At 73.4% G+C, this 25,893-nt stretch carries 24 protein-coding genes and 5 tRNA genes; 11 read left to right on the top strand and 18 right to left on the bottom strand.

Annotation, left to right across the window (positions count from 1 at the left end; all coding sequences use genetic code 11):
- The first annotated feature begins 40 nt into the window (after positions 1–40).
- From ACSNN7_RS11670 to ACSNN7_RS11650, 5 genes are all read left to right on the top strand, one after another.
- Complete coding sequence (locus ACSNN7_RS11670) at positions 41–718, top strand: response regulator (protein WP_436680744.1); 678 nt, start codon at positions 41–43, stop codon at positions 716–718.
- Between the two features lie 15 nt (positions 719–733).
- Positions 734–2,131, top strand: a complete 1,398-nt coding sequence (locus ACSNN7_RS11665) for an ATP-binding protein (protein ID WP_436680742.1) — start codon at positions 734–736, stop codon at positions 2,129–2,131.
- A complete protein-coding gene (locus ACSNN7_RS11660; RefSeq protein ID WP_436680740.1) occupies positions 2,128–3,045 on the top strand; it encodes a Gmad2 immunoglobulin-like domain-containing protein in 918 nt (305 codons plus the stop codon). The genes ACSNN7_RS11665 and ACSNN7_RS11660 overlap by 4 nt, the downstream gene beginning before the upstream one ends.
- Positions 3,046–3,160: 115 nt before the next feature.
- On the top strand, positions 3,161–3,763 hold the full coding sequence (locus tag ACSNN7_RS11655; protein ID WP_436680738.1) for a TetR/AcrR family transcriptional regulator: 603 nt from the start codon (positions 3,161–3,163) through the stop codon (positions 3,761–3,763).
- 82 nt (positions 3,764–3,845) lie between these two features.
- Positions 3,846–5,336 carry an MFS transporter gene (locus tag ACSNN7_RS11650; RefSeq protein WP_436680736.1) on the top strand — a complete coding sequence of 497 codons (1,491 nt, stop codon included), beginning with the start codon at positions 3,846–3,848 and terminating at the stop codon, positions 5,334–5,336.
- Positions 5,337–5,480: 144 nt separating this feature from the next.
- Here the strand turns inward: ACSNN7_RS11650 and ACSNN7_RS11645 are convergent.
- Both ACSNN7_RS11645 and ACSNN7_RS11640 read right to left on the bottom strand, forming a co-directional pair.
- Positions 5,481–5,551, bottom strand: a tRNA-Cys gene (locus ACSNN7_RS11645).
- Between the two features lie 109 nt (positions 5,552–5,660).
- Positions 5,661–6,128: a hypothetical protein gene (locus ACSNN7_RS11640; protein ID WP_436680734.1), complete on the bottom strand. Its 468-nt coding sequence runs from the start codon at positions 6,126–6,128 to the stop codon at positions 5,661–5,663.
- Between the two features lie 415 nt (positions 6,129–6,543).
- On the opposite strand from ACSNN7_RS11640, the gene ACSNN7_RS11635 reads away from it, so the two are divergent.
- A complete protein-coding gene (locus tag ACSNN7_RS11635) occupies positions 6,544–7,491 on the top strand; it encodes a hypothetical protein (RefSeq protein WP_436680732.1) in 948 nt (315 codons plus the stop codon).
- Between the two features lie 250 nt (positions 7,492–7,741).
- Here the strand turns inward: ACSNN7_RS11635 and ACSNN7_RS11630 are convergent.
- From ACSNN7_RS11630 to ACSNN7_RS11605, 6 genes are all read right to left on the bottom strand, one after another.
- Positions 7,742–7,814, bottom strand: a tRNA-Arg gene (locus ACSNN7_RS11630).
- A 39-nt stretch (positions 7,815–7,853) separates the two neighbouring features.
- A complete protein-coding gene (locus ACSNN7_RS11625) occupies positions 7,854–9,053 on the bottom strand; it encodes an RtcB family protein (protein ID WP_436680730.1) in 1,200 nt (399 codons plus the stop codon).
- Between the two features lie 150 nt (positions 9,054–9,203).
- Positions 9,204–9,275, bottom strand: a tRNA-Gly gene (locus ACSNN7_RS11620).
- An 11-nt stretch (positions 9,276–9,286) separates the two neighbouring features.
- Positions 9,287–9,360 (bottom strand) — tRNA-Glu (locus ACSNN7_RS11615).
- A 131-nt stretch (positions 9,361–9,491) separates the two neighbouring features.
- Positions 9,492–9,564: transfer RNA gene (locus tag ACSNN7_RS11610), tRNA-Trp, on the bottom strand.
- Between the two features lie 437 nt (positions 9,565–10,001).
- On the bottom strand, positions 10,002–10,415 hold the full coding sequence (locus tag ACSNN7_RS11605; protein ID WP_436680728.1) for a VOC family protein: 414 nt from the start codon (positions 10,413–10,415) through the stop codon (positions 10,002–10,004).
- Between the two features lie 91 nt (positions 10,416–10,506).
- On the opposite strand from ACSNN7_RS11605, the gene ACSNN7_RS11600 reads away from it, so the two are divergent.
- Positions 10,507–11,502, top strand: coding sequence for a helix-turn-helix transcriptional regulator (locus tag ACSNN7_RS11600; protein WP_436680786.1), 996 nt, complete (start codon positions 10,507–10,509; stop codon positions 11,500–11,502).
- 9 nt (positions 11,503–11,511) lie between these two features.
- The gene (locus ACSNN7_RS11595) at positions 11,512–12,696 is read left to right on the top strand and encodes an SPL family radical SAM protein (RefSeq protein ID WP_436680726.1); all 1,185 of its coding nucleotides are present in this window, start codon (positions 11,512–11,514) and stop codon (positions 12,694–12,696) included.
- Positions 12,697–12,723: 27 nt separating this feature from the next.
- Here ACSNN7_RS11595 and ACSNN7_RS11590 read toward each other — a convergent pair whose 3' ends face one another.
- The gene (locus ACSNN7_RS11590; protein ID WP_436680724.1) at positions 12,724–13,404 is read right to left on the bottom strand and encodes an NADPH-dependent F420 reductase; all 681 of its coding nucleotides are present in this window, start codon (positions 13,402–13,404) and stop codon (positions 12,724–12,726) included.
- Between the two features lie 176 nt (positions 13,405–13,580).
- On the opposite strand from ACSNN7_RS11590, the gene ACSNN7_RS11585 reads away from it, so the two are divergent.
- Together ACSNN7_RS11585 and ACSNN7_RS11580 are read left to right on the top strand one after the other, a co-directional pair.
- Entirely contained in the window at positions 13,581–14,183 is a 603-nt protein-coding gene (locus ACSNN7_RS11585; protein ID WP_436680722.1) for a TetR/AcrR family transcriptional regulator, read from the top strand.
- Positions 14,184–14,267: 84 nt separating this feature from the next.
- Positions 14,268–15,089 carry an alpha/beta hydrolase gene (locus ACSNN7_RS11580; RefSeq protein ID WP_436680720.1) on the top strand — a complete coding sequence of 274 codons (822 nt, stop codon included), beginning with the start codon at positions 14,268–14,270 and terminating at the stop codon, positions 15,087–15,089.
- A 17-nt stretch (positions 15,090–15,106) separates the two neighbouring features.
- Here ACSNN7_RS11580 and ACSNN7_RS11575 read toward each other — a convergent pair whose 3' ends face one another.
- The 7 genes from ACSNN7_RS11575 to ACSNN7_RS11545 form a co-directional block, all read right to left on the bottom strand.
- Entirely contained in the window at positions 15,107–15,607 is a 501-nt protein-coding gene (locus tag ACSNN7_RS11575) for a DinB family protein (RefSeq protein ID WP_436680785.1), read from the bottom strand.
- A 126-nt stretch (positions 15,608–15,733) separates the two neighbouring features.
- Positions 15,734–16,666 carry a M15 family metallopeptidase gene (locus ACSNN7_RS11570; RefSeq protein WP_436680718.1) on the bottom strand — a complete coding sequence of 311 codons (933 nt, stop codon included), beginning with the start codon at positions 16,664–16,666 and terminating at the stop codon, positions 15,734–15,736.
- A complete protein-coding gene (locus ACSNN7_RS11565; RefSeq protein ID WP_436680717.1) occupies positions 16,663–17,922 on the bottom strand; it encodes a D-alanyl-D-alanine carboxypeptidase family protein in 1,260 nt (419 codons plus the stop codon). Before ACSNN7_RS11565 ends, ACSNN7_RS11570 begins: the two co-directional genes overlap by 4 nt.
- Positions 17,923–18,033: 111 nt before the next feature.
- Positions 18,034–18,822, bottom strand: coding sequence for a peptidylprolyl isomerase (locus ACSNN7_RS11560; protein ID WP_436680715.1), 789 nt, complete (start codon positions 18,820–18,822; stop codon positions 18,034–18,036).
- Between the two features lie 73 nt (positions 18,823–18,895).
- A complete protein-coding gene (locus ACSNN7_RS11555; RefSeq protein WP_436680713.1) occupies positions 18,896–20,137 on the bottom strand; it encodes a D-alanyl-D-alanine carboxypeptidase family protein in 1,242 nt (413 codons plus the stop codon).
- Between the two features lie 70 nt (positions 20,138–20,207).
- Positions 20,208–21,170, bottom strand: coding sequence for a TerC family protein (locus ACSNN7_RS11550; protein ID WP_436680711.1), 963 nt, complete (start codon positions 21,168–21,170; stop codon positions 20,208–20,210).
- Positions 21,171–21,367: 197 nt separating this feature from the next.
- The gene (locus ACSNN7_RS11545) at positions 21,368–22,120 is read right to left on the bottom strand and encodes a MerR family transcriptional regulator (protein ID WP_436680710.1); all 753 of its coding nucleotides are present in this window, start codon (positions 22,118–22,120) and stop codon (positions 21,368–21,370) included.
- A gap of 115 nt (positions 22,121–22,235) precedes the next feature.
- Here ACSNN7_RS11545 and ACSNN7_RS11540 point away from each other — a divergent pair, with 115 nt between their 5' ends.
- A complete protein-coding gene (locus tag ACSNN7_RS11540) occupies positions 22,236–24,509 on the top strand; it encodes an ATP-binding cassette domain-containing protein (RefSeq protein WP_436680708.1) in 2,274 nt (757 codons plus the stop codon).
- 32 nt (positions 24,510–24,541) lie between these two features.
- Here ACSNN7_RS11540 and ACSNN7_RS11535 read toward each other — a convergent pair whose 3' ends face one another.
- Positions 24,542–24,802, bottom strand: coding sequence for a hypothetical protein (locus tag ACSNN7_RS11535; protein ID WP_436680707.1), 261 nt, complete (start codon positions 24,800–24,802; stop codon positions 24,542–24,544).
- Positions 24,803–24,985: 183 nt separating this feature from the next.
- Complete coding sequence (locus tag ACSNN7_RS11530; RefSeq protein ID WP_436680705.1) at positions 24,986–25,393, bottom strand: protein-tyrosine phosphatase family protein; 408 nt, start codon at positions 25,391–25,393, stop codon at positions 24,986–24,988.
- Between the last annotated feature and the right edge of the window lie 500 nt (positions 25,394–25,893).

The following is a 25,893-nucleotide window of genomic DNA, read 5'->3' as shown; positions in this document are numbered from 1 at the left end:
AGGGCGTCGGGGCACGTCGCGGGGCTACCCTGAGGACGTCATGGACGGCCGCGTGCTGCTGGTCGAGGACGATGCCTCCATCAGGGAGGTCACCGCCCTCGGTCTGCGGCGGGCCGGTTTCCGGGTCGCCACCGCCGTCGACGGCCGCGCCGCACTCGCCGCCTGGCGGGCCCAGCCGGTCGACCTGATCGTGCTCGACGTGATGCTGCCCGGCCTCGACGGGCTGGAGGTGTGCCGCGAGATCCGGCGCACCAGCGCGGTGCCGATCCTGATGCTCACCGCACGCACCGACACCATCGACGTGGTCGTCGGGCTGGAGTGCGGCGCGGACGACTACCTGCGCAAGCCGTTCGACCTGCCGGAGCTGGTCGCGCGGGTCCGCGCCGGGCTGCGCCGGGCCGGCGCCGTCGTCGAGGAGAACACCCTGACCGTCGGCGGGCTCGAGATCGACCCGAACCGCTTCCTGGTCCGCAAGGCGGGCCGGGAGCTGACCCTGACCGTCACCGAGTTCCGCCTGCTGCTGGAGCTGGCCCGCCGGCCCGGTCAGGTGTTCACCCGCGAGCTGCTGCTGGACCGGGTCTGGAACCACTCCCACCTCGGCGACTCCCGCCTGGTCGACGTGGCGGTGCAGCGGCTGCGCGCCAAGGTGGAGGACGACCCCGCCGAGCCCCGGCTGGTCCGCACCGTACGCGGCGTCGGCTACAAGCTCACGGCCTGACGGGAGGGTGCCGCGATGGCCACGGGCACCGTAGCGCCGGGTCGGCTCCGCCGCCGGTTGACGGTGGCGTTCGTGCTGGTCGCCGGGGTCTCCGCCGGGGTGCTCGCCGGTGGGTCGTATCTGATGCTGCGCCAGGCGCGGCTGGACGGCTCGGTGCAGCAGGCGGCGGCCGACGCGCGCTACCAGCTCGTCCTGGCCGGGCAGTTCGTGCCGCTGACCGACGCCCGCCGCACCGAGCTGCTGACCAGCTTCGAGAGCAGCGGGCGGCACGTCCTGCTGATCGCCGGCGACACCCGCGCATCACACCCCTCGTACGCCCCGACCCCCGGCCCGCAGCTACGGGCCGCCGTCGCCGACGGGCAGCTCGGGTACGAGCGCCTGGCCGGCGCCGGCGGGCGGCACCTGCTGGTGGTCGGCGGGCGCATCCCCGGTTCCACCGCCGAGCTGTACGCGGTCACCGACGAGAGCGACCTGCGGGGCGGGCTGGACCAGCTGCGCACCGCGCTGGCCGTCGGGTGGCTGGCGGTGGTGGCGCTCGCCGCCGGCGTCGGGCACTCGCTGGCCCGCCGCACCCTGGAACCGGTGGGCCGGGCCAGCCGGGCGGCCCGAGCGGTGGCCGAAGGCCTGCTGGCGACCCGGCTGCCGGTGCGGGGCCGGGACGAGTTCAGCGACTGGGCCGCCGCGTTCAACGAGATGGCGCAGGCGCTCCAGACGAAGATCGACGACCTGTCCCGGGCCGAGGCACGGGAGCGGCGGTTCACCGCCGACGTCGCGCACGAGCTGCGTACCCCGGTGACCGCCCTGGTGGCGGCGGCCTCGCTGCTGGCCGACCAGCTCGACGCGCTGCCGGCCGACTCCCGCCGCGCCGCCGAACTGCTGGTCGCCGACGTCGTACGGCTGCGCACGCTGGTCGAGGAGCTGATGGAGATCTCCCGGCTGGACGCCGGCCGGGAGGCACTGAGCCCGGCGCAGGTGCCCGCCCTCGCCCCGCTGCGCGACCTGGTCGCCGCGCACGGGTGGGCCGCCCGGGTCGTCGTCGCCGGCGACGACACCGTCCTGCACACCGACCCGCGCCGGCTGGAACGGGTGCTGGTCAACCTCGTCGGCAACGCCGTCACGCACGGCGAGGGCGAGGTCCACGCCCGCGCCACCCGGGCCGGCCCGCTGCTGCTGTACGAGGTGAGCGACCAGGGGCCGGGCATCGCCGCCGAGCACCTGCCGCACCTGTTCGACCGCTTCTACAAGGCCGACCCGGCCCGCTCCGGGCGAGGCAACGGGCTCGGCCTGGCCATCGCCCGGGAGAACGCCCGGCTGCTCGGCGGCCGGCTCACCGTGCACAGCACCCCCGGGGTCGGGACCACCTTCCGGCTGGCCCTGCCCCTGACCGACGCCGACCCGGGAGGTGACCCGTGAACCGGCTGCCCACCCTCCTCGTCGCGCTCGCGCTGCTGCTCGCCGGCTGCGCCGACGCCCGCTCGGGCACCCTCGGGCCCGCACCGCGCGCCGCCGCGCCCGGCACCGCGACGCCGCCCGCGCCCACCCCGACCGCCCGGCCGGCCACCCACGCCGCAGGCACCCCGGGAGCCGCCGTCACCACCTCGCCGGGCACACCGGCGACCCCGCCCCGGACCGGCACCCCCGGCCCGGCCGGCACGGGGAACGTGACCGTGCAGCTCTGGTTCACCCGGGCCGGGGCGGTGGTGCCGACCCGGCGTACCCGGCCCGCCACCGTCGCCACCTCCCGCCTGGCGCTGACGGAACTGGCCGCCGGCCCCACCCCCGCCGAGGCCGCCACCGGCCTGGCCACCCTGGTCCCCGGCGGCGTCGAGATGGTGCGGATAGCCGACGGCACCGCCACCGTCGCCCCTCCCCCGGGCTTCGCCGACACCGACGCCCGCACCCTGCGGCTGCGGCGGGCGCAGGTGGTCTGGACGCTCACCCAGTTCCCCACCGTCCGGCGGGTGGCCTTCGCCGGCACCGGCGTCGTGCTGGCCCGCACCGACCTCACCGACCTGCTCCCGCGGATCGTGGTCACCGAACCGGCGATCGGCCAGCGGGTCACCGGCCCGGTCACCGTCGCCGGGACCGCCGACGTGTACGAGGCGACCGTCTCGATCCGGGTGCTCGACGGCGACGGCCGGGTCGTCGGCACCGGCTTCACCACCGCCACCTGCGGCAGCGGCTGCCGGGGCGACTACCGCGCCGGGGTCGCCTACCGGCTGGCGAGCGCCGGTCCCGGCACGGTCGAGGTGTACGAGGTGTCGCCCCGCGACGGATCGCGCACCCACGTGGTGGCCGTGCCGGTGGTCCTGGCCGCGACCGGCTGACCTCAGCACGAAACGGACCCGTTTCCCTACGAGATTGCGAGACATCTCATAAGTTTCGGCCCTGGCGGCCCTTCCGCTCTACTCTGAGTACGACATCGTTTCGCTCGGGAGGGTCATGCGCCACGGAAACGCCCCGGACCGGACCGGCACCCCGGCCGACGGGGAGCGCCACTCCGATCTGCTCGACACCGTCCTCACGCTGATCCGCGAGGTCGGCTACGACCGGATGACCATCGACGCCGTCGCCGCCCGGGCCCGGGTGAGCAAGGCGACCATCTACCGGCACTGGCCCGGCAAGGCCGACCTGGTCGCCGCCGCGCTGCGTCACCGGCACGTCGGCGTGCACATCCCGGCCGACACCGGCTCGCTCCGGGGCGACCTGCTGGAGCTGCTGCGCACGACCGCCGCGATCTGCACCGCCGACAGCGACCTGATGCAGGCCCTCACCCTCGCCATGCGGACCAGCCCCGAGCTGGGGCAGCTGATCCGGCAGCAGGTGATGCCCGCCGGCCGGGTGGCCAGCGTCGCGGTCGTCGTCCGCGCCGCGGCCCGCGGCGAGATCCCCGCCGAGGCCGGCGAGCGGGACCTCTTCCACGACCTCGCCCCGGCCATGGTGATGTCCCGGATCCTCGCCCACGGCCTTCCCGCCGACGACGACTTCCTCATCCAGCTCGTCGACCAGGTGCTCGTCCCGGTGCTCCGGTACCGCGCCGACTGACCTCCCGGCCGCGCCGGGTCACGACCCGCCCGGTGCGCCCCTCACCCCGCAACGCCACACCCACGTCACGGAAGGCTGCACCATGCCCGCTTCCACCTCGACCGCCCCCGGCGCGCCCGACGCCGCGGCGGCGGTCACGCCACACCCACGGCGCTGGCTGGTCCTCGCGGTCATCGCGATCTCCCAGCTGATGGTCGTGCTTGACGCCACCATCGTGAACATCGCCCTGCCGGAGGCCCAGGCCGACCTCGGCATCTCCGACGCGGACCGGCAGTGGGTGGTCACCGCCTACACCCTGACCTTCGGTGGCCTGCTGCTGCTCGGCGGCCGGATCGCCGACTACTGGGGCCGCAAGCGCACCTTCCTGGTCGGCATGGTCGGCTTCGCCCTGGCCTCCGCCGTCGGCGGCCTGGCCACCACCGGCGGGCTGCTCTTCGCCGCCCGTGCGCTCCAGGGCGCCTTCGGCGCGCTGCTCGCCCCGGCCGCCCTGGCCCTGCTCACCGTGCTCTTCACCGAGGCGAAGGAGCGGGCGAAGGCGTTCGCGGTCTACGGCGCCATCGCCGGCGGCGGGTCCGCCGTCGGCCTGGTGCTCGGCGGCGTGCTCACCCAGTACATCGACTGGCGCTGGTGCCTGCTGGTGAACATCCCGATCGCCGCGGTCGCCCTCTTCGCCGCCGTCCCGCTGGTGCCGGAGAGCCGCGCCCACGGCGACACCCGCTACGACATCCCCGGTGCCGTCGTGGTCACCGCCGGCCTGGTCTCCCTCGTGTACGGCTTCACCAAGGCCGCCGAGGACGGCTGGGACGCCACCGCCACCATCGGCTTCATCGCCGCCGGAGTGCTGCTGCTCGCCGCCTTCGTGGTGATCGAGCTGCGGTCCAGCCACCCGCTGCTGCCGCTGCGCATCCTGCTGGACCGCAACCGGGGCGGGGCGTACCTCGCCTCCACCCTGATCGGGGCCGGGCTGTTCGGGGCGTTCCTGTTCCTGACGTTCTACTTCCAGCAGACGCTCGGGTACTCGCCGGTCGAGGCCGGTCTCGCGTCCCTGCCCATCACCCTCGGCGTGCTGCTCAGCGCAGGCGCCGCCAGCCAGCTGATGCCCCGCGTCGGGGCGAAGCCGCTGATGGTGACCGGCGCGGTGCTGGCCGCCGCGGCCATGCTGTCGCTGACCCAGATCGACGTCGACAGCTCCTTCCTGGCGCACCTGCTGCCCGCCCAGGTGGTGCTCGGGCTGGGCCTCGGCTTCACCTTCGTGCCGCTGTCCAGCCTCGCGCTGGTCGGCGTCCCCGAGCACGACGCCGGGGCGGCCAGCGCCACCCTCAACGCCACCCAGCAGATCGGTGGCTCGCTCGGCACCGCCCTGCTCAACACCTTCTTCACCAGCGCGGTCACCGCGTACCTGGCCGGCCGGGTACCCGACCAGACGACCATGGCCCAGGCCGCCGTGCACGGCTACTCCGTGGCGTTCGCCTGGGGCGCCGCGCTGATCCTGCTCTCCGGCCTGGCCACCGTGCTGCTGATCAAGGTCCGCAAGGAGGACCTGGCCACCGGCGGGGCCGTACACATGGGCTGAGTGCCCGTACCGTCGCGGCGACCCGGCACTCGGGTCGCCGCGACGGCGGCCGGTCGCCGGACCCGGGGTCGAACCGGGCGGGCCACCGTTATGAGCAGCGGCTGGACCCACGCCCTCCGGCGGCACCACAGTGGACGGCAGTCGAGACCGAGACGGGAATCGAACCCGCGTGTGCGGTTTTGCAGACCGCCCCCTGGCCACTCGGGCACTCGGTCGGGTTGGTGGAGCAGCGCCGTCGGCCGAACTGGGCTGGCGATATCAGCACCAGCGCGACCGCAGGCTGGTACGCCATATCACCCGGGCCTGCCGCCAGAGCGCCGCATGTCATTCGTCATCAACCAAGTTATCCAGCTCCGGTGTCGCCGTTGCGGCATCCAACCCACGCCAGCCTGCCCTCCGCGCAGTGCGGAAACGATGGCACAGGCAGCAGACAACGTCGCACTTGGCGATCTCCTCCATCAGGCGAGCCATGCTCAGGCCATTCGAAGCGTTTGAAATAGAGAATGCCTTAAGCTCACCCTCGCGGTGATCGAACTCCATGGCGAAGAAGGGGTACTGGACGCCACAGTCCGCGCAGGGGCGGGCCTTCGTCGCAGCAATCAGAGCGGTGCGCTCCCTGCGACGCTTCGCGTTGCGCTCGCGATAGACATCTCTGTTCTTCTCATACCATCGGCGCTTGGCCGCTTGGGCGGCTGCATCATTTCTCCCCATGCCTGTGCCACGGTTCCAGCCTCTTCCCTTGAAGTGGGAGATGTCGAGGTGCAGAGACTCCGCCCTTGCCTTGAACGACACAAACGAGTTTCCACTCGGACTAACCCCAAGCCGCAGGGCAACTTGGCGCCAGGAACTCACCGCCGCGACCGCCGCCCTCAAGTCATCGTCGTTCCATCGGGGCTTAACACCTGGCATGCCTGCTCCAAGCGAAGGACGGGGCCTCAAATTGACGATTCAGCGTCACGTCTTTTGATCGACGATCTGGAGATCGTAGCGGAGATCGCGGAAGATTTCTGCCCCCGGTTTGCGGCAGGGGAAGCACTTGCAACATAGAGAGGCGAGGTCGTCCAAGGGCCACGATGCCCCCAGGGGACCCGAAGGGTTCCGTTGGCTCGCACCTATCGACTGACGCTCCCGTCCCTATACGTGACCGGCAAGTGCGCTGCCGCGCCGGCGGCGGATGACTTGCGTCCGACTTGTAACCTCGACCACCATGAACGGCGTATTGGCCTTCCTGGCCTTCCTCGGCGTGCCGGTGTACGCGAGCCTCGCCTTCGCCTTCTTGCGCCAGGTAGGCATAGCGCTAGCCTTCTGCACATCCCTGCGAGACTGGTATCGAATCTGGGCGGTACCTAAGGGAGACTTCCGATCTCTCATCTCACTGCCGCTACTGTCAGCGGGCGCTGGCGTTGGCGGGGGTATCGGCGTGAACGTCGTCACCGATGCGGAGATGGCGCCGTGGTGGGAGGCGGGGGTGCTAGCGGTCGCGCTTGGCGTCCTGGCGCCGCCCTTCTTCGGAGTGCTGGCGGCGATCGAGCAGCGACCTGTGTCGCCCGCTCGTCGGCTGGCCTGGCGTCTCTCTACGGTCTCGGCGCAGTTGGATGCTCCATTCCCACCCGTCGGCCACCTGTCCCGCCTGCGAGCGGAAGTGGACCGGTACGGCAGGGTCGCGGACCGCCTGATCGACCATCGCCTGTTACTCGGCCCTCGCCATCTCGGCAGAGACGCGTCCAAATTTGCTTCAGAATTCAAGGAGGTTCTCCGAGAGGCCGGCGGCACCGTCGGGCGTGCCGCCGTCGCTCTCATGACAGCGTCGCCCCTGGCCTGGCCGCTCATCGCCTTGGTCGACTACTCGCAGGGGCGGCGACCTCACCCCGCCTTGCTTCTGGCACCGGCCCTCTTGGTGGTGATCGCAGTGGGCATCGCAGTCCTCGCCAGGATCAATGACCACACCCGTCGGCGCCGCTTTGGCAGCTACCTGAGGGCGCAGTGCGGACAAATTCTGCTGCAAGTCGATCGCCTGTCGAGGCGTTATCCGGAAAACCGCGACGTTCGGGTCACCCGTTCCCTCGGGAAAGCACGATCAGCGGCTGCGCCACCAACCCTGATCCGGCCCGCGCGTCTGCGAAATCGGCCGGTGCGGTCGTCGCAGCGCCCGTGAGAACGCTGGCGGCATGATCTCTGGACACCGAGCGCCGTGGCCAGACTGCGGGCCGCTGGACCCAGGGCAGCCTCTTGTGCGCTGCTAGTCTCGCCGGTCAATCCGCGGCTTGGGCAGGCTGTCATGTCTGCGACCGATCGTTCAGCCACCCAAGTCATGAACTCCGATAGGCGGGTCTGCCGCAGGGAGGCAACGACGCACATGGTCGGCGTTTTCTGGCCACCATGGACGCCGGCGCGGATACGGACCGTGCCCCGACCAGGATTCGAACCTGGGCTCTCCCGCTTCGTAGACGGGCGCTCTCTCCGCTGAGCCATCGGGGCGTACGACCGGCGTCCACCCCCCGCGGACGCCGATCGTGCCTAACCCTTCACACAGACCACCTGCTTGAGGTGCGCCACCACCTCGACCAGGTCGTCCTGCTGCGCCATCACCTCGGTGATGTCCTTGTACGCGCCGGGGATCTCGTCGACCACCCCGGCGTCCTTGCGGCACTCCACCCCGGCGGTCTGCGCCACCAGGTCCGCGGTGCTGAACGTCCGCTTCGCCTGCCCCCGCGACATCCGCCGCCCCGCGCCGTGCGACGCCGAGCAGTACGCGTCCGGGTTGCCCTTGCCGCGCACGACGTACGAGCCGGTGCCCATCGACCCCGGGATGATCCCCAGGTCCCCCCGACCGGCCCGGATCGCGCCCTTGCGGGTCACCAGCACGTCCACCCCGTCGTAGCTCTCCTCGGCCACGTAGTTGTGGTGGCAGCTGATCGGCTCCCCGTACGCGACCTGCGGGAACTGCTCGCGGACCACGCCGCAGAGCAGCGCCAGCATGACCGCCCGGTTGCGCCGCGCGTACTCCTGCGCCCACCACAGGTCCCGGCGGTACGCGTCCATCTCCGGGGTGCCGGCGAGGAACACCGCCAGGTCGCGGTCGGGCAGGTCGGTGTTGTGCGGCAGCTTCCGCGCCACCCCGATGTGCCGCTCGGCGAGTTCCTTGCCGATGTTGCGGGAACCGGAGTGCAGCATCAGCCAGACCTGGCCGGCGTCCGGCCCGCCCTGCTCGACGCAGACCTCGATGAAGTGGTTGCCCCCGCCGAGGGTGCCCATCTGGTGCTGGGCCCGGCTCTCCAGCTGCGCCACCTTGCGGTCCAGCTCGCCGAACCGCTTCCAGAAGGCGTCCCAGCCGGCCTGCTCCAGGCCCCGGATCCGGCGCGGGTCGACCGGGTCGTTCCGCTTGGCGAAGCCGACCGGGACGGCCGCCTCGATCGCCGTGCGCAGCGGCGCCAGGTCGTCCGGCAGGTCGGCCGCGGTGAGCGAGGTACGCACCGCGGACATCCCGCAGCCGATGTCCACGCCGACCGCGGCGGGCGAGACGGCCTGCCGCATCGCGATGACGGAGCCGACGGTGGCGCCCTTGCCGAAGTGCACGTCGGGCATGACCGCGACGCCCTGCACCCAGGGCAGCGCGCCGATGTTGCGCAGCTGCTGCGCGGCCTGCGGCTCGATGCCGTACGGGTCGGTCCAGACCCGTACCGGCGCCCGGGTGCCCGGCAGCGGGGTGAATGCCATCGTCTTCTCCTGATGTCGTCGGGATGCCACCCCGTGGCGGGGCGGCGGAAGGCTCGTGGACCGCCCGGGAATCGAACCCGGCGGGAGTGGCTTGCAAGGCCTCTCTGCGCCCCAGCGCGCAGCCCGTGCCCCTGGAATGGGAGTGTTCCGAGCGGTTGGCCGGATTCGAACCGGCGATCTTCGCCCTGGCAAGGCGACGCGCTACCACTGCGCCACAACCGCATGTCGTTGCGTAGGCCGTACGGGGTTCGAACCCGTAACCGCCCGGTCGAGAACCGGGTGAGCTGCCAGCTTGCTCCAACGGCCCGTGCGGGGTGTGGTGTCACCCCGTGTCGTACCCCCGGCCGACGCGCTCACGGCGCCGGCCGGGGTCGTACTCATGCCATCCACTGTGGAGTTGAGAAGCAGCGACGTCGCCGGCTGTGCCGGGACAGGACGCAGGGGTGACAGGACTCGAACCTGCAACCGTCGGGTTTGGAATCCGGTGCTCTGCCAGTTGAGCTACACCCCTCGGACGGGTGCCGGGAGACGAAAAAGCCGCCCGGTCCCCGATGGGGTGGGCGGCTGCGCTGTCGCGCCGGCGCTATCCGCGCCGCCACCCTCGTCGCCAGCCACACCGGCCCTGGAGCAGGCCCCGGGCTCGTTCGCCCGCGGGCAGCATGGCACCGCCGCGCGGCATGGACCGCGTGGTCTCGGTGCTTGTCTGCTGCTGCACGGCGGGCTCCCCGGTTTTATCGGCGTGACGTTGCGGCATTGACGGTAGGCGAGGCGTCCGGGCGCCCGCAACGGATATTCCGAGAATCCTTCGGCGGTCTCGGAAGGGGTCCGCCCCGGCCGCCGCCGCCCGGCGCGCGAGAACCAGGCGCCGGGACGAGCTGACCGCGGCAGGTCGGCGGGGAGGCCGGGCGTCGGGTCCGCCCGGCCGGCGCCTCGCCTGTCACCCGTCTGTCATGACCGCTTCGCGAGCATCTCGAGGTAGTGCGGGTTGGTCATCACGCCCAGCACGTTCCCGAACGGGTCCACCACGGACGCGGTGACGAATCCCGCGCCCCGCTCCCGGATCGGGTCGTGCTCGCGGGCACCGGCCGCCAGCAGCCGGGCCACCGTGGCCGGCAGGTCGTCGACGTGCCAGTAGACAATCGCCCCGGCCGGGCCGGTGGTCGCGCCGGGCGGGGCGTACCGGCTGTCGATCAGGCCGAGTTCGTGCTGGTGGTCGCCGAGCCGGAACTCGTAGTACCCGGGCCGCCCGTCGGCGCCGGCCCGCTCGAAGTACGGCTCGACGCCGAGCAGGTCGGCGTACCAGGTCCTCGCGGCCGGCAGGTCGTCGGCCCAGAAACTGACGGTGGCGATGCCTCGCAGCATGGTGGTTCCTCTCCTCGATCGGTTCCTCGTTCCGCACGCTAGGACTGATTGCGGAAGGTGCGCTTCCGCGATGGCGGGCAGACTGTCCGGCATGGTGGAGACCTCGGTGCGGTTGCTGCGGTTGCTGTCGCTGCTCCAGTCGGGCCGGGACTGGCCCGGCGGCGAGCTCGCCGCCCGGCTGGGCGTGACCACCCGGACGGTGCGCGCCGACATGGAGCGGCTGCGCGCCCTCGGCTACCGGGTCGACTCACGCCCGGGCGCGGCGGGCGGCTACCGGCTCGGGCGGGGCAGCGCCCTGCCGCCGCTGCTGCTCGACGACGAGGAGGCGGTGGCGGTCGCCGTCGGCCTGCGGGCCGCGGCGGCGGGCACCGTCACCGGCATCGAGGAGACCTCGCTGCGGGCGCTGGCCAAGCTGGAGCAGGCGCTGCCGTCCCGGCTGCGGCACCGGGTGGACGCGCTGCGGGCGGCCACGGTCTCCGCGGCCGGGGGCGGTCCGACGGTGCCGGTGGCCACGCTGACCGACATCGCCGCGGCGATCCACCGGCGGGAGCGGCTGCGCTTCGACTACGTCCGCCGCGACGGCGCCGACAGCCGGCGGGAGGTCGAGCCGCACCGGCTGGTCTACACCGGACACCGCTGGTACCTGCTGGCCTGGGACCCGCAGCGGGCGGACTGGCGGACGTTCCGCGCGGACCGGGTTCACCCGCGGTCGCCGAACGGCCCGCGTTTTGCGCCGCGGGAGGTGCCCGAGGCCGAGGTCGACTGGCGGGTGCGGCGGGGCGTCGGCTCCGCCGCGTGGCGGCACCCCGCGCGGGTACGGCTGCACGCGCCCGCGGCCGTGGTCGCCGGCCTGCTCAGCCCCTCGGCCGGCCTGCTGGAACCGCTGGACGAGGCGAGCTGCCTGCTGGAGACGGGCGGGAACTCGCTGCACGACCTGGCCGGTTTCCTGGGCAGCCTGGACGTCGGGTTCGAGGTGCTCGACCCGCCGGAGCTGCGTGACCTGCTCGCCACCCTCGCCGCCCGCTACGCGGCGGCGGCGTCGGACCGGCCGGGTGGCCGGCCGTTGGTTCCGCCTCGGAACGGGTAACCGGCCCGGATGCAGCCGGACAGCGTGGACGTCGACGAGCCGCTGGCGGTGGACGTACCCCCGGCTCCGCACGACGCGAGCGGCGAGCAGGTGCCGATCCGCGACCTGGCGGGGCTGGCCCCGCCGCCGCGGCCGGCGCGGCGGTGGACACCGCGGCGGGTGGTGGCCACCCCCGCGGCGCTGGAGCATCCGCACGGGCGGCGGATCGCCGGGCGGGTCGAGGCGCTGGGCATCGAGGTGGAGCGGTTGCGCGCGAACCGGCTGACCGGACTGCGCGGGGAGACCGAGCGGGAGACGTACGCCCGGGCCAAGTCGACCATGGCGATCGTGGTCAGCCCGCCGTCGCGGCGCCGGCTGCAACCGATCGCGCCCAGCGCCGACTGGCGGGTCGACCTGGCCGAGGGCTGCCCCGCGCACTGCCAGTACTGCTACCTGGCCGGGTCGCTCACCGGCCCGCCGGTGACCCGGGTGTACGCCGACCTCGACGAGATCCTCGACGGGCTCGCCGACTACGCCGGGCGGGGCACGGTGACCAGCCGGAACGCCCGGCGTGCCGAGGAGGGCACCACCTTCGAGGCGTCCTGCTACACCGATCCGCTGGCCCTGGAGCATCTGACCGGCAGCTGGCGGCGGGCGGTGGAGCACTTCGCCGGCTGGGACGCCCCGGTGCAGCTGCGCTGGACCACCAAGTACGACGACGTCGGGACCTTCGTCGGGCTGCCGCACGCGGGCCGGACCCGGGTGCGGTTCAGCGTGAACTGCCTGCCGGTGAGCACCCGGTTCGAGGGCGGTACGAGCCCGGTGCCGGCCCGGCTGGCGGCGCTGCGCCGGCTTGCGCTGGACGGGTATCCGGTGGGGCTGACCATCGCGCCGATCATCGCGCTGCCCGACTGGCGGACCCACTACGGCGAGCTGTTGGACCTGGTCGCCGACGCGGTGGCCGGCGTGCCGGGGCTGGACCTGACCGCGGAACTGATCACGCACCGGTTCACGCCGGGCAGCCGGGAGGTGCTGCTCGGCTGGTACCCGCGGACGAAGCTGGAGATGGACGAGGCGAGCCGCAGCCGCAAGCACGGGAAGTTCGGGGCGGTGAAGTTCGTCTACCCGCGCGAGACGATGGCGGAGCTGCGCTCCTGGTTCACCGCCGAGCTGACCGCCCGGGTGCCGTCCTGCCGGATCCTCTACTGGACCTGAGGTTCGGCGCGGGCGAGGGCGGCCGACTCAGCGGACGATCTTGAATTGGAACTTCGCGGTGTTCAGGGTGCCCATCAGCCGCAGCCAGACCGGCAGCAGCATCTCGGTGCCCCGGGCGCCAGTGATGTCGCCGAGGTCGATGACGTCGGTGTGGCCGAAGCTCTCCAGCAGTGTGGTCACGGTCCGTTTGGCGTTCGCGTCGTTGCCGGCGACGAAGACGGTGTGCTCGCCGCCGGCGAGCGCCTTCGGGTCGACCATCAGCTCGGCGGTGAGGGTGTTGAGCGCCTTGACCACCTTCAGCTCCGGGTACCCGGCCTGGATCCGCTCGCCCAGGGAGTCGGTGTCGGAGACGAACAGGCTGGGCGGGAACCCGCGGGAGAAGTCGAGCGGGTTCGAGATGTCGAGCAGCACCTTGCCGGCCAGGTGCTGCGCGCCGGCGGCGGCGAGCGCGTCCAGCGACATCGCGCCAGAGGTGGCGTTGACCACCAGCTCGGCCCGCGCAACCGCCTCGGCGAAGGTGGCCAGGCTGACCTGCGGATGGGCCTGCGCCCACTGGATGTAGGGCGGGTTGCCCATGCCGTCGGGGTCGGTGCGGGCGAGGGTGGCGGCGATGTCCCGGGTGCCGACCGTGACCTCGTGGCCGAGCTGCGTCAGCCGTCCCGCCAGGGCCTGCCCGACCATGCCGGTGCCCAGTACCGCGATCTTCATCGTGCGCTCCTGTCGGTTACGCGGGAAGCCGGCCAGCCCGGCCGAGTGCGAAGCTAACAGACAGGTCTGTCTACCCGCAAGAGGCCTCGTGCGGAGATCCGCCCTCGCAGCGCCTGTGCCGCAGCGGACAGATCAGTCGGTATGCTGGCCGACCAGCAGCGACGGAGGTGGTGACCATGGCAGCGACCGGCCCGGCGACGGGATCGCGGCAGGGCGCGCGCGACCGCATCCTGGACACCGCCTTCCGGCTCTTCTACGCCCACGGCCCGCGCGGCGTCGGGGTGGACACGGTGATCGCCAGGTCCGGCGTGGCCAAGGCGACCCTCTACAAGCACTTCCCCCGCAAGGACGACCTCGTTCTGGCGTACCTCGACAAGGTGGACCAGGGCTGGTTAGGCGCGCTGCGCGCCGCCGCGCGCGAAGCCGGCGACGACCCTCGTGACCAGCTGATCGGGATGTTCGACGCGCTGGGCTCTGCCTGTCGGCGGGAGGGGTACCACGGCTGCGCCTTCATCAACACCGCTGCGGAGAGCGCACCCGGCAGCGACGTGCACGCCCGTACCGTGGAGCACAAGGCCGTGGTCCGGGCCTGGGTCACCGATCTGGCCCGCCGGGCCGGCGCCGCGGACCCCGACCGACTGGCCCGGCAGCTGACCCTGCTGCTGGACGGCGGGCTGGCCGCCGGGGTCCTCGATGCCGACCCCGCCACGCCGGCGGCGGCCCGGGCCGCCGCGGAGGCCCTCGTCGCGGCCACCTGCCCGCCGCGTCGCGCCGACTGACGGGGCGCCGCCGGGCCGACGGCCCGGGCGCGGCGCCGGCCGGGCCGGTGGAACGGACAGTCGCGGCGCGTAGCATCCACGCTCATGGCGCGGATCCGCTGTGACTTCTTCTCCGAGGCGCTGGGCGTGGGAACGTCGATGACGGTGCTCCTGCCGGAGCGCGGCTCGACGCAGATCGGCATGGCCGGCGCCGCCCCGGCCGGTGATCCGCCGGTGCTGTACCTCCTGCACGGCCTGACCGACGACGACACCATCTGGACCCGGCGCACCGCGATCGAGCGGTACGTCGCCCCGCTGGGGCTGGCCGTGGTCATGCCCCGGGCCGAGCGGAGCTTCTACACCGACGAGGAGCACGGCAACCGCTACTGGACGTTCCTCAGCGAGGAGCTGCCGCAGGTGTGCCGGTCCTTCTTCCGGCTCTCCGAGCGCCGGGAGGACACCTTCGTGGCCGGCCTGTCGATGGGCGGCTACGGCGCGGTCAAGTGGGCGCTGCGCCGGCCGGACCGCTTCGCCGCCGCCGCGAGCCTCTCCGGCGCGCTGGACGTGGCCAACCGCCGGGACCACCCGACCCGGCCGGTCGACCGGGCCGTCTGGCACACCGTCTGGGGTGAGCGAGAGGTGCCGGGCAGCGACGACGACACCGTCGCGCTGCTCGACCGGGTCGGCGGCGAGCCGCCCGCGCTCTACGTCGCCTGCGGCACGGAGGACTTCCTCTACGAGGACAACGTGCGCTTCGTCGAGGCGGCGCGGGCGCGCGACGTCCCGGTGACCGTGGACTTCTCCCCCGGCGACCACGACTGGGCGTACTGGGACGAGAAGATCCGTGACGTGCTGGCCTGGCTGCCGCTGGCCGGGGCGGGACCTGACGGCGGCCAGGCCCCCGCGCCGGGCAGCGCCCGGCACTGAGCCGGGTAGCCGCGCGTTCAGACGCCGACGGAACCGTCGACGCCCTCCCGCAGGAAGTCGGCGTGGCCGTTGTGCCGGGCGTACTCGTGCATCATGTGCAGCATCACCAGCCGCAGTGAGACGTCCTCGCCCCAGCGCGCCTGGTGCCCGGTGACGTCGAGGGACTCGGCCCGGCGCTCGATGCGGCGGGCGTGCTCCACCTCCCGCTGCCACACCTCGAAGGCCTCCGCGCCGGTCGAGCCGGTCGGGTCGTACGCCTCCTGGTAGTCGCCGGTCGCGGACCAGATCAGCGGCACGTCCTCGGCGGCGATCACCCGCCGGAACCAGGCCCGCTCCACCTCCGCCATGTGCCGCAGCAGGCCGAGCAGGGTGAGTGTCGAGGGTGGCATGGACCGGCGGCGCAGTTCCTCGTCGGTCAGACCCCGGCACTTCATCGCGAGGGTCGCCCGGTGGAAGTCGAGGAACGCGCGCAGCGTCTCCCGCTCCCCGGCGAGCAGGGGCGGGCCGATCCGTTCCATCTCCACGAAGGTCCTCCACCGGTGGCGACGGGACGGCGTCGACCTGCCCGCCGAGGGTTGGCAGTGATCAACGCGAAGCCTAGCCCCGGACCGCCTGAAGGGATCATGGGACGGGCGGCGCGTGGTTCAGCGCTTGCGGAGCGACGACACCGCCACCGGGAAGTCGAAGTAGGTCTCCGGGTACGGCTCGTCGGCGTAGCGGTAGTGCCACCACTCCCGGTCGTAGTTGACGAACCCGTTCTGCGCCATCAGCCGGCGCAGCAGGTGCCGGTTCCGCTGCGCGGTGCCGGTGACGCGCGGGTCGTCGGTGTGGGCCAGCGAGTCGAAGCAGTCGAAGCCGGTACCCATGTCGACACCGCCGTCGGCGAAGCGCCGGCCGGCCGGCGCGGTGCAGGCCACCAGCGGCTGCCCCGGGCGGTACGTGGCCCGCGGCGGTGCCGGCACCGGCTCCAGGGTCAGGTCCACGGTGCTGCCGCTGCTGTGCGAGGTGGGTTCGCCGATGTAGCCCTCGTCGAAGAGCTTCGACTTGGGCACCCGGGGATAGAACTCGGCCCTCGTCCGCTGGTCGGCGGGGTCCTTCGCCCAGCGGACGAAGTCGTCGGCCGCCCGTTGGGGCCGGTAGCAGTCGTACACCCGCAGGCTGCGGCCCTGGGCGCGGGCGGCGATCTGCACCCGGCGCAACGCCTCGGCCGCGGTGCGGGTGAGCAGGCAGAGCGGTTCGGGGTACCCGTCGACGGGCCGGCCGACGAAGTTGTGCGCGGTGGCGTACCGGATGTCCACGGCGATGCTCGGGTCGACCTCGGAGAGCAGCACGAAGTCGGCCGGGGCGGGTGAGCCGCTCGGCGACGGCGTGACCGCGCTGGGCTGCGGCGCCGGGCCGGGCGGCCGCTGGCAGCCGGCGACCGCCGCCACCGCCAGCAGCAGGGCCAGCGCCCGGACGACCCGCTGCGCGACCCGCGCCGGCACCGCGCCGGGCCGTTCCCGGGCGGGTGTCGCCGGGCCGGTGCGGGCCCAGACGGCTGGTCTGCCCGCGCCGGTGCGGGCCCGGACGGGTGTCACGCCCGGCGCCGGGCGGCGGCCCGCCGGCGGCGCCGTCCGATCAGCACGCCCGCCACCGCCGCGCCGAGCAGCGCCGACGCCGCCCCGGCCAGCGGCGCGGTCCGTGCCCACCGGTCGCCGAGCGGGTCCACCCGGGCCGGTCCGCCCGCCTCGGCCAGCGCCGGCGGGGTGGCGGTGGGCGCGGGCGGCGGCGAGGCCAGCTCGCCGGGGCGTACCAACCGGCCGACCGCGGCGTCGCGGGGCAGCGAGAAGCCCCAGTCCAGCAGGGCGGCACCCTGCTCCCAGCCGCGCCGCTCGGTCGCCTCCGCGCCGAGCAGGGTCACCACCAGCCGCCGCCCGTTGCGCTCGGCGGCGCCCACGTAGGTGTGCCGGGCCAGGTCGGTGTAGCCGGTCTTGCCGCCCAGCGCCCCCGGATAGCGGTAGAGCAACTGGTTGTCGTTCTGAATCTGGAACGCCTTCTCGCGCAGCGCCGGCTGCGCCGGGACGACCGCCGCCAGGGTGGCGTCGTAGCGGCGGAAGGCGGGGTCGGCGAAGCAGGCGCGGGCGATCAGCGCCAGGTCGTAGGCGCTGGTGAACTGGCCCGGCCCGTCCAGCCCGGACGGGGTCACCGCGTGGGTCTGCAACGCCCCGAGGCGCTGCGCCTCGGCGTTCATCGCCCGGACACCGCCGGCCTGTCCGTCGGGGCCGCCGCCGAGCCGGGCGAGGGCGTTGGCCGCCTCGTTGCCGGACTTCAGCAGCAGCCCCAGCCAGATCGTCTCGATCCGGTAGCGGCCGCCCTCGACCAGCCCCATCGCCGAGCTGCCCGGCTCGACGTCCAGGTCCTCGGGCGTCACGGTGACCACCTGCCGCGGGTCGAGCTTCGGCAGCATGGCGGCGGCGAGCAGCAGCTTCTGCACGCTGGCCGGGGTGGCGTACTCGTGCGGGCCGCACCCGCCCAGCACCGCCCCGCTGTCCAGGTCCGCGACCAGCCAGGAGGTCGCCGGCACGGCCGGCGGCGCGGGCGCCCGGGCGGGTCGCACCAGGCCGGCGGTGGCCAGGGCCGCCCCACCGACGGCGCGCTGCGCGGGGTCGGCACGGGGAGGCGCGGGCCGCGGCGGCCGGGACACCGACGGTACGGGTGGGCAGGGGCCGGTGGTGATCGCACCGGCCCCGGTGGCGGTGGTGGCCGGGCCGGCGGGGGTGGCCACGGCCGGTGGCCCCGCCGGCGACAGCAGGACGGCGGCGAGGACGGCGACGATCCGACTGCAAGCTCTCACTCTCCGAGACGGTAGTGAGACACTGCGGCCCGGTCCGCCGATCCGGGGAATCACCGTCGGCGGGGCGGACCGGGCCGGTAGCATCCCGGCCCGGCCGCCGTCCCGCTGGCGTCAGTGCCGCCGGGCGACCTTGCAGATCTCCACCGGCTCGGCCGGTGCGCCGTCGACCGGCGCCGGGTTCTCCGGGGTGGGCGCGATGCCGGCGGCGGCGATCCGGTCGAGCGTGGCGAGACCGGCCTCGTCGACCGAGCCGAAGACCGTGTAGTTGGGCCGCAGCGCCGAGTCGGCCTGCACCAGGAAGAACTGGCTGCCGTTGGTGTCCGGCCCGGCGTTGGCCATGGCGAGGGTGCCCCGGGCGTAGAGCCGTCGGACGCCGGTCGGGTCGGTCGGCGCGGGCGGCAGGTCGGTGGGCAGTTCGTCGGCGTACCGGTAGCCGGGGCCGCCCGAGCCGCTGCCGGAGGGGTCACCGCACTGGAGCACCTTCAGCGTCGGGTACGCGGTCAGCCGGTGGCAAGGCGTCCGGTCGTAGAAGCGGTGCCGGGCCAGGTGCAGGAAGCTCTGCACGGTGCACGGCGCCTGCTCGCGGTCCAGGGTCAGCCCGATCGGGCCCTGGTTGGTGCGCAGGGTGACCCGGACGGTGCCCCGGTCGGGCGTCCGCCGGGGGTCCGGCGGCAGCGGCACCGGCCGGGCCGCCGGCTCGTCGGGCGTCTCGGTGTACGCGCACGGCCCGTTGGTCGTCCGCGGCGGCGCGGACGCGTCGGTGCCCGGCGCGGCGATCGCGGCGGTGCCGCCGGTGACGACCAGCGCGGCCGAGGCCAGCGTCACGCCGGCGAGGCGGCGCAGCGTCGGGGCCATGGGCAGCCGCGGCTCGGTGGCGTGCGGTCGGGGTTCGCTCGACACGTGGGTCCTCCCTGGACTCGTGGTACCAGAAAGACCGGAGTCTATGGAGGTGTCGGCTGGTTGTCGACGTCGGTCAATCCCATCGGACCGCGCGCCGGCGGGGCCGGCGACGGCGCCGCCCGAGGGCCAGCAGCGCGGCGAGCAGCCCGACCAGTCCCGCCGAGCCGCCGACGACCGCGCCGCCGAGCCACTCCGGGGCGCCGCCGGAGGACCGGCCGGCCAGGGGCGCCCTGGCGTCCGGGGCCGCCGACGGGGTCGGGGCCGCGTCGTCCGCGGTCACCTCCCCGGGCTCCACCAGCCGGCCCACCGAGGAGTCCGGCGGCAGCGAGAAGCCCCAGTCGAGCAGCCGTGCCCCCTGCTCCCAGGCCCGTACCGGCCGTCGTTCGGCGCCCAGCAGGGTGACCACCAGCCGCCGGCCGTTGCGCTCGGCGGCGCCGACGTAGGTGTGCCGGGCCAGGTCGGTGAAGCCGGTCTTGCCGCCGAGCGCCCCCGGGTACTCGTAGATCAGGAGGTTCTCGTTCTGGATCTGGAAGCCGGGCTTGCGCAGGGCCGGCTGGGCGGGAATCTGGACCCGCTCGGTGAGCGCGTACCGCAGGAAGGTGGGGTTGGCGAAGCAGACCCGGGCGATCAGCGCCAGATCGTACGCGCTGGTGAACTGGCCCGGCCCGTCCAGGCCGGAGGGGGTCACCGCGTGCGTCTGCAGGGCGCCGAGCCGGCGCGCCTCGGCGTTCATCTCCCGTACCCCGGCCTGCGCGCTGCCGGCGCCGAGCCGGGCCAGCAGATTCGCCGCCTCGTTGCCCGACTGGAGCAGCAGCCCCAGCCAGGCGATCTCCACCGGGTACCGGCCGCCCTCCAGCAGCCCGACGGCCGAGCTGCCCGGTTCGATGTCCAGGTCGGCCCGGGTCACCGTGACGACCTGCTTCGGGTCCAGCTTCGGCAGCATGGTGGCGGCGAGCAGCAGCTTCTGCACGCTGGCCGGGGTGGCGTACTCGTGCGGGCCGCAACCACCCAGCACCGCCCCGCTGTCCAGGTCCGCCACCAGCCAGGAGGTCGCGGTCACCGGCGGCGGCGCGGGTGTGCCGGGCGGGACGACCAGGCCGGGGGTGGCCAGCGCCTCGCCGCCCACCCGCTGCTGGGCCGGCACCGCCGCGGGCGGCACGGGACGCGGCGGGCGGGTCACCGCCGGGGTCGGCAGCTTCGGGCAGGGCAGGGTCACGCCGGGGGCCAGGGCCGCCGGCGGCGCGGCGTCCGCCGGGACGGCGGTCCCGGTGCTGAGGAGTACGGCGACGGCGGCGGCCAGGACCCGGGCTCTCATGGTCAGGCACCATACCGAGCCCACCCCGGGTCACCGGCGCGCCGCACCCGTACCGCCGTCCCGCCGCGGGTCAGCCGGTTCGTCCCCCGCTGCCCGACTCCGCTGCCGCCCGGCCCCGGGTGGCCACCAGGCTCCACAGGATCGAGCCGGCGAGGGTGGCGACGACGACGCCGAGGGTGAGCGGGATCGGCAGCTTGCCGACCGGGGTCTCGGAGAGGATCAGTTTGACTCCGGCGAAGGCGAGCAGCAGCGCCAGGCCGTAGTGCAGGTGGGTGAAGCGGCGCAGCAGCCCGGCCAGGCAGAAGTAGAGACTGCGCAGGCCCAGCACGGCGAAGGCGTTGGCGGTCCAGACGATGAAGGTGCTGGTGGTGATCGCCAGCACGGCGGCAACCGAGTCGATGGCGAAGATCAGGTCGGTCGCCTCGACCGCGACCAGCACGACGAAGAGCAGGGTGGCCACCCGACGGCCGTCGATCCGGGTGACGAAGCGACCGCCGTGGTACGCCGGGTCGGTGGGGACGAGCCGGCGGACCAGCCGGACCAGGAGGTTGCGTTCCGGGTGGATCTCCTGGTCGTGCCGGAAGGCCATCTTCCAGCCGGTCCAGAGCAGGAAGGCGCCGAAGAGGTAGGCGGTCCAGAAGAAGGTGGCCAGCAGTTCGGCGCCGACGAAGATGAAGACCAGCCGGAAGGCGAGCGCGCCCAGCACGCCCCAGAAGAGGACCTTGTGCTGGTAACCGGCGGGCACCGCGAAGTAGCCGAAGATCAACGCGAAGACGAAGACGTTGTCGATGGAGAGCGCCTTCTCGATCAGATAGCCGGCGTAGTAGGCGCCCGCCGCCTCCTGGCCCTGCCACGCCCAGAGCAGCACGCCGAAGGCGAGCCCGGCGGCGATCCAGATGCCCGACCAGGTGGCCGCCTCGCGGAAGCCGATCACGTGGTCGTCGCGGTGCAGCAGCAGGTCGACGGCGAGCATGACGGCGATGCCCATGGCCAGCACCACCCAGGCCCACCACGGAACGGAAAGCGGAACCATCGGACTCCCTCCGACCAGGCCGGCCGTGGTCGGCCGGCGTACGGGCCGAAGGTCTCCCCGGACCGCCCGGTCGCGCGGCGGCCCGCGCGGCCGGGGCCCTGCGGGCCCGTACTGACGGCGGCGCGTCCGGTGGCGGGTACTCCCCCTCGATCTACGCTCTATTATTCACGATTTGTAGTTCATATGTCTAGGGCGCATCACGGCTCGTCTGCGGCAGCGCCCGACGGGCCGGGACCGGCCAGCCCGATCTCGGCGAGGTAGTCGTACAGGGTGGCCGACGCGCGCAGCCGCCGCAGGCTGCGCCGGTGCAGCTCCTGCTCACGCCGGGCCAGCTCGGCGTGGACCCGCTGGGGGCGGCCGGTGGTGCGCATCTCGTCGAGGACGGCGGCCACGATCTCGAACGGGTAGCCGCCCCGGCGCAGCAGGGCGACAACCTGCGCGGCGCGCAGCTCCGCCGCGTCGTACAGCCGGTATGTCGTGCCCGCCTCGCGGGCGGGCCGCAGCAGCCCCCGCTCCTCCCACAGCCGCAGCTGGGAGGTGCGGACGCCGACCAGGTCCGCGACTTCGCCGATCCGCGCGCCGCGCCGCGGCGCGGGCACCACGACCGGCGGGCTGACCACCACCGTCTGGAAGGCGCCGAGGACCCGGCGGATCTCCGTCCGCTCGCGGTCCAGTTCGGCATGGCCGGCGTCGAGCGCGGTGAGCGCCGCCGCCAGGTCGCGCCGGTGGACCGCGGCCATCACCTCCCGGGTACGCGCCCAGCCGTGCCCCTCGGCCATCCGGCGCAGCACGGCGAGCGCGCGCACGTGCGCGGCGGTGAGCACCCGGTAGCCGCTCGGGGTGCGGTCGGCCGGTGGCAGGACCCCCTCGTCGAGGTAGTTGCGCACCTGTTGCGCGGAGATCCCGACGGTCGCCGCGACATCGACCACCCGCAGCCGCCTCTCCGTCACCGGGTCACCCTAGCGGCTACGACGTGGTTTGAGACTTCAGGCGCCATATCGCACCGCCCAACTCGGCGAATCGCGCCGAAGCTTTCACACGGGCGTCAATGAGACGATCGAATCCATGGAGCAGCGAGGGCGGAACGCCGCCGACAGCCACGACGTCATCGAGGTACGAGGTGCCCGGGAGAACAACCTCACCGGAATCTCCATCGACATCCCCAAACGCCGGCTGACCGTCTTCACCGGGGTCTCCGGGTCCGGGAAGTCGTCCCTGGTCTTCGGCACCATCGCCGCGGAGTCGCAGCGCCTGATCAACGAGACGTACAGCGCCTTCCTGCAGAGCTTCATGCCGAGCCTCAGCCGCCCGGACGTGGACGCGCTGCGCAACCTCAGCGCGGCGATCGTGGTCGATCAGGAGCGGATGGGCGCCAACTCCCGCTCGACGGTCGGCACGGCGACCGACGCGTACGCGATGCTGCGCATCGTGTTCAGCCGGCTCGGGCAACCGCACGTCGGATCGGCCGGCGCGTTCAGCTTCAACCTCGCCGAGGGGATGTGCCCGACCTGCGAAGGGCTGGGCCGGGTCTCCGACCTGGACGTACACGCCATGGTCGACGTGGAGCGGTCGCTCAACGACGGGGCGATCCTGGTGCCCAACTTCGCCGTGGACTCGTGGTACTGGCAGACCATCGTCGGCTCCGGCCTCTTCGACCCCGACGTCAAGGTGCAGGACTTCACCCCGCAGCAGTGGGAGGACTTCCTGCACAAGCCGGCCACGAAGATCAAGATGGGCAGCAACAACTGGACGTACGAGGGGCTGGCGGTGAAGGTGCGCCGGCTCTACCTGGCCAAGGACCGCGAGTCGATGCAGCCGCACATTCGGGCGTTCGTGGACCGGGCGGTCACGTTCACCACCTGCGCCGACTGCGGCGGCGCCCGGCTCAACCCGGCGGCGCTCTCCTCGCGGATCGCCGGGCGCAACATCGCCGAGTGCAGCACCATGCAGATCAGCGACCTGGCCGAGTTCGTCCGCGCGGTGGACGACCCGTCGGTGGCCCCGCTGGTGGCCACCCTGCGCGAGACGCTGGACTCGCTGGTCGAGATCGGCCTCGGCTACCTCAGCCTCGACCGCGAGTCGGCGACCCTCTCCGGCGGCGAGGCGCAACGGGTGAAGATGGTCCGGCACCTGGGCTCCAGCCTCTCCGACGTGACGTACGTCTTCGACGAACCGACCGTCGGGCTGCACCCGCACGACATCGCCCGGATGAACGACCTGCTGCTGCGCCTGCGGGACAAGGGCAACACGGTGCTGGTCGTGGAGCACAAGCCGGAGACCATCGCGATCGCCGACCACGTGGTCGACCTCGGGCCCGGCGCCGGGTCGGCCGGCGGCCGGGTCTGCTACACCGGCGACATCGCCGGCCTGCGCCGCTCCGACACCCTGACCGGGCGTCACCTCGACCACCGGGTCACCCTGCGCCACCCGGTACGCCACCCGACCGGGCAGCTACCCATCCGCGGCGCCGACCTGCACAACCTGCGCGACGTCGATGTCGACATCCCGCTCGGGGTGCTCACCGTGGTCACCGGGGTCGCCGGCTCCGGCAAGAGTTCGCTGATCCACGGCTCGCTGCCGCGCCGCAGCGGGGTGGTCGTGGTGGACCAGTCCCCCATCCGGGGTTCCCGGCGCAGCAACCCGGCCACCTACACCGGCCTGCTCGACCCCGTCCGGACCGCCTTCGCCAAGGCGAACGGGGTCAAGGCGGCCCTGTTCAGCGCCAACTCCGAGGGCGCCTGCCCGACGTGCAAGGGCATCGGGCTGGTCTACACCGACCTGGCGATGATGGCCGGCGTCGCCACGGTCTGCGAGCGGTGCGAGGGGCGGCGCTACACCGACGAGGTGCTGACGTACACGCTGCGCGGCAAGAACATCAGCGAGGTCCTCGCGATGTCGGTCACCGAGGCCCGGGAGTTCTTCCCCGGCGGCCAGGCGCGGACCGTGCTGGACCGGCTGGCCGACGTCGGCCTGGGCTACCTGGGCCTGGGCCAGCCGCTGACCACCCTCTCCGGCGGCGAGCGGCAGCGGTTGAAGCTGGCCATCCACATGGCCGAGAAGTCGAGCACCTACGTGCTGGACGAGCCCACCACCGGCCTGCACCTGGCCGACGTGGACCAGCTGCTGGCCCTGCTGGACCGGCTGGTCGACGCCGGCAACACGGTGATCGTCATCGAGCACCACCAGGCGGTGATGGCGCACGCCGACTGGATCATCGATCTCGGCCCCGGGGCGGGGCACGACGGCGGTCGGGTCGTGTTCACCGGCACGCCCGCCGACCTGGTGGCGCAGGGCGACACCCTCACCGCCCGCCACCTGCGCGAGTACGTCGGCGGGTAGCGGCCCGGCCGGTGGCCGTCGGCTGACGTCGCTCAGCCGGTGGTCACCGGCTCACCGGCGCTCAGCCGCGGGCCACCGGCCGCTCGGCCGGCCCGGTCCCGCCACCGCTGCCCGACCAGCACCACCGGACCGACCATCAGCATGCACAACGCGGCGGTGACCAGGAAGACGTCCAGGAAGAGCGTCGCCAGCACGCTGAGCACCGTCAGCGAGACGGTGGCCCGCCCGAGGTGGCCGGGGGTGGACAGCGGTCGGCGGTGCGTACCCCGATAGGGGGCGGCGGGTGCGGCCATGGTGGTACCTGCCTTGCCTGGAGAACGACCGCGACGGCGACGGTCCCCCGCCGCCGGCCCGGTGCCGCGCCGACCGGGCGCGGCTGATCATGGTGGCCCCGGTGATACCCGCGCTGAGCTGCGGGAACCCTGGAGTAACCAGTACCACAGTCGGTGCCCGCGCGCCGGGCACGCGCCGACGCGTCAGCCCAGCCGGCGCAGCCACCGCCGTTGCCAGGGCGTCTCCACCGCCCTCGGGTGGTACCGCTCGCGTACCCAGCGCACCGCCCGGTCCGGCGGCAGACCGTCCAGGATCGCCAGCGCGGCCAGCGCCGTCCCGGTCCGGCCGACGCCGCCCCGGCAGGCCACCTCGACGCGCGCGCCGTCGTGCGCCCGGCGCAGGGTCTCCCCCAGCGCGTCGAGAGCGTCGGCGCGGTCCAGCGGCAACCAGAAGTCGGGCCAGCGGATCCGGCGATGCGGCCAGGCGGGTGCCGGGCCCGGGGCCAGGAGCAGGGCGAAGTCGGCGGGCGAGGCAAGATCGCCGACGCGGCGGCCGCGCGCGGTCACGCCGCTGGGCAGTACGACCACTCCGGTGGTCTCGGACCAGTCCACCCCGTGATTGTGCGCCAACGACAACGCCGCCCCCGGCCCTGGTGGGTCGGGGGCGGCGCTGGGGTGTCGGTGTGCAGGTCGCCTCTCGGCGAGTGGCGCGACGCGGCTCCAGCCGAACGGTATTCCGCGAAGGCAATTTAGGTGAGGCCCGGGGACACTGGACACACCGACACCCGAGTCAACAGGCTACCCCTCCCACCTGTTCCAACACCCCTTGTGACCACCACCACTGAACCGCCGCCACGGACCGCGCGTGGCCCCCGGTCACTGCTTCCCGGTACTGCTTGCCCTCGATCGGACGCGACGACGGGTGGAACACCATGGGTGTCTCCGGCAGCGGGAAACACCCCTGGTGTTCCACTCGCTGCTCCTCACGCCCAACTCCGGCCAGCCAGCCGCGCCCTACGTCCGGTCACCGCCATCCGCCCCTCCAGCGGTTGGGGCACGGTCGAGCAGATCACCGACCCCGAGTACTCCACCAAGGCGTTCCTCAAGGGCCT

It is taken from the genome of Micromonospora sp. URMC 105 (assembly GCF_051386295.1).
Lineage (GTDB): Bacteria > Actinomycetota > Actinomycetes > Mycobacteriales > Micromonosporaceae > Micromonospora.
Note: the sequence above shows the minus strand (reverse complement) of the source record. Positions and strands in the feature narration are given on the sequence as shown.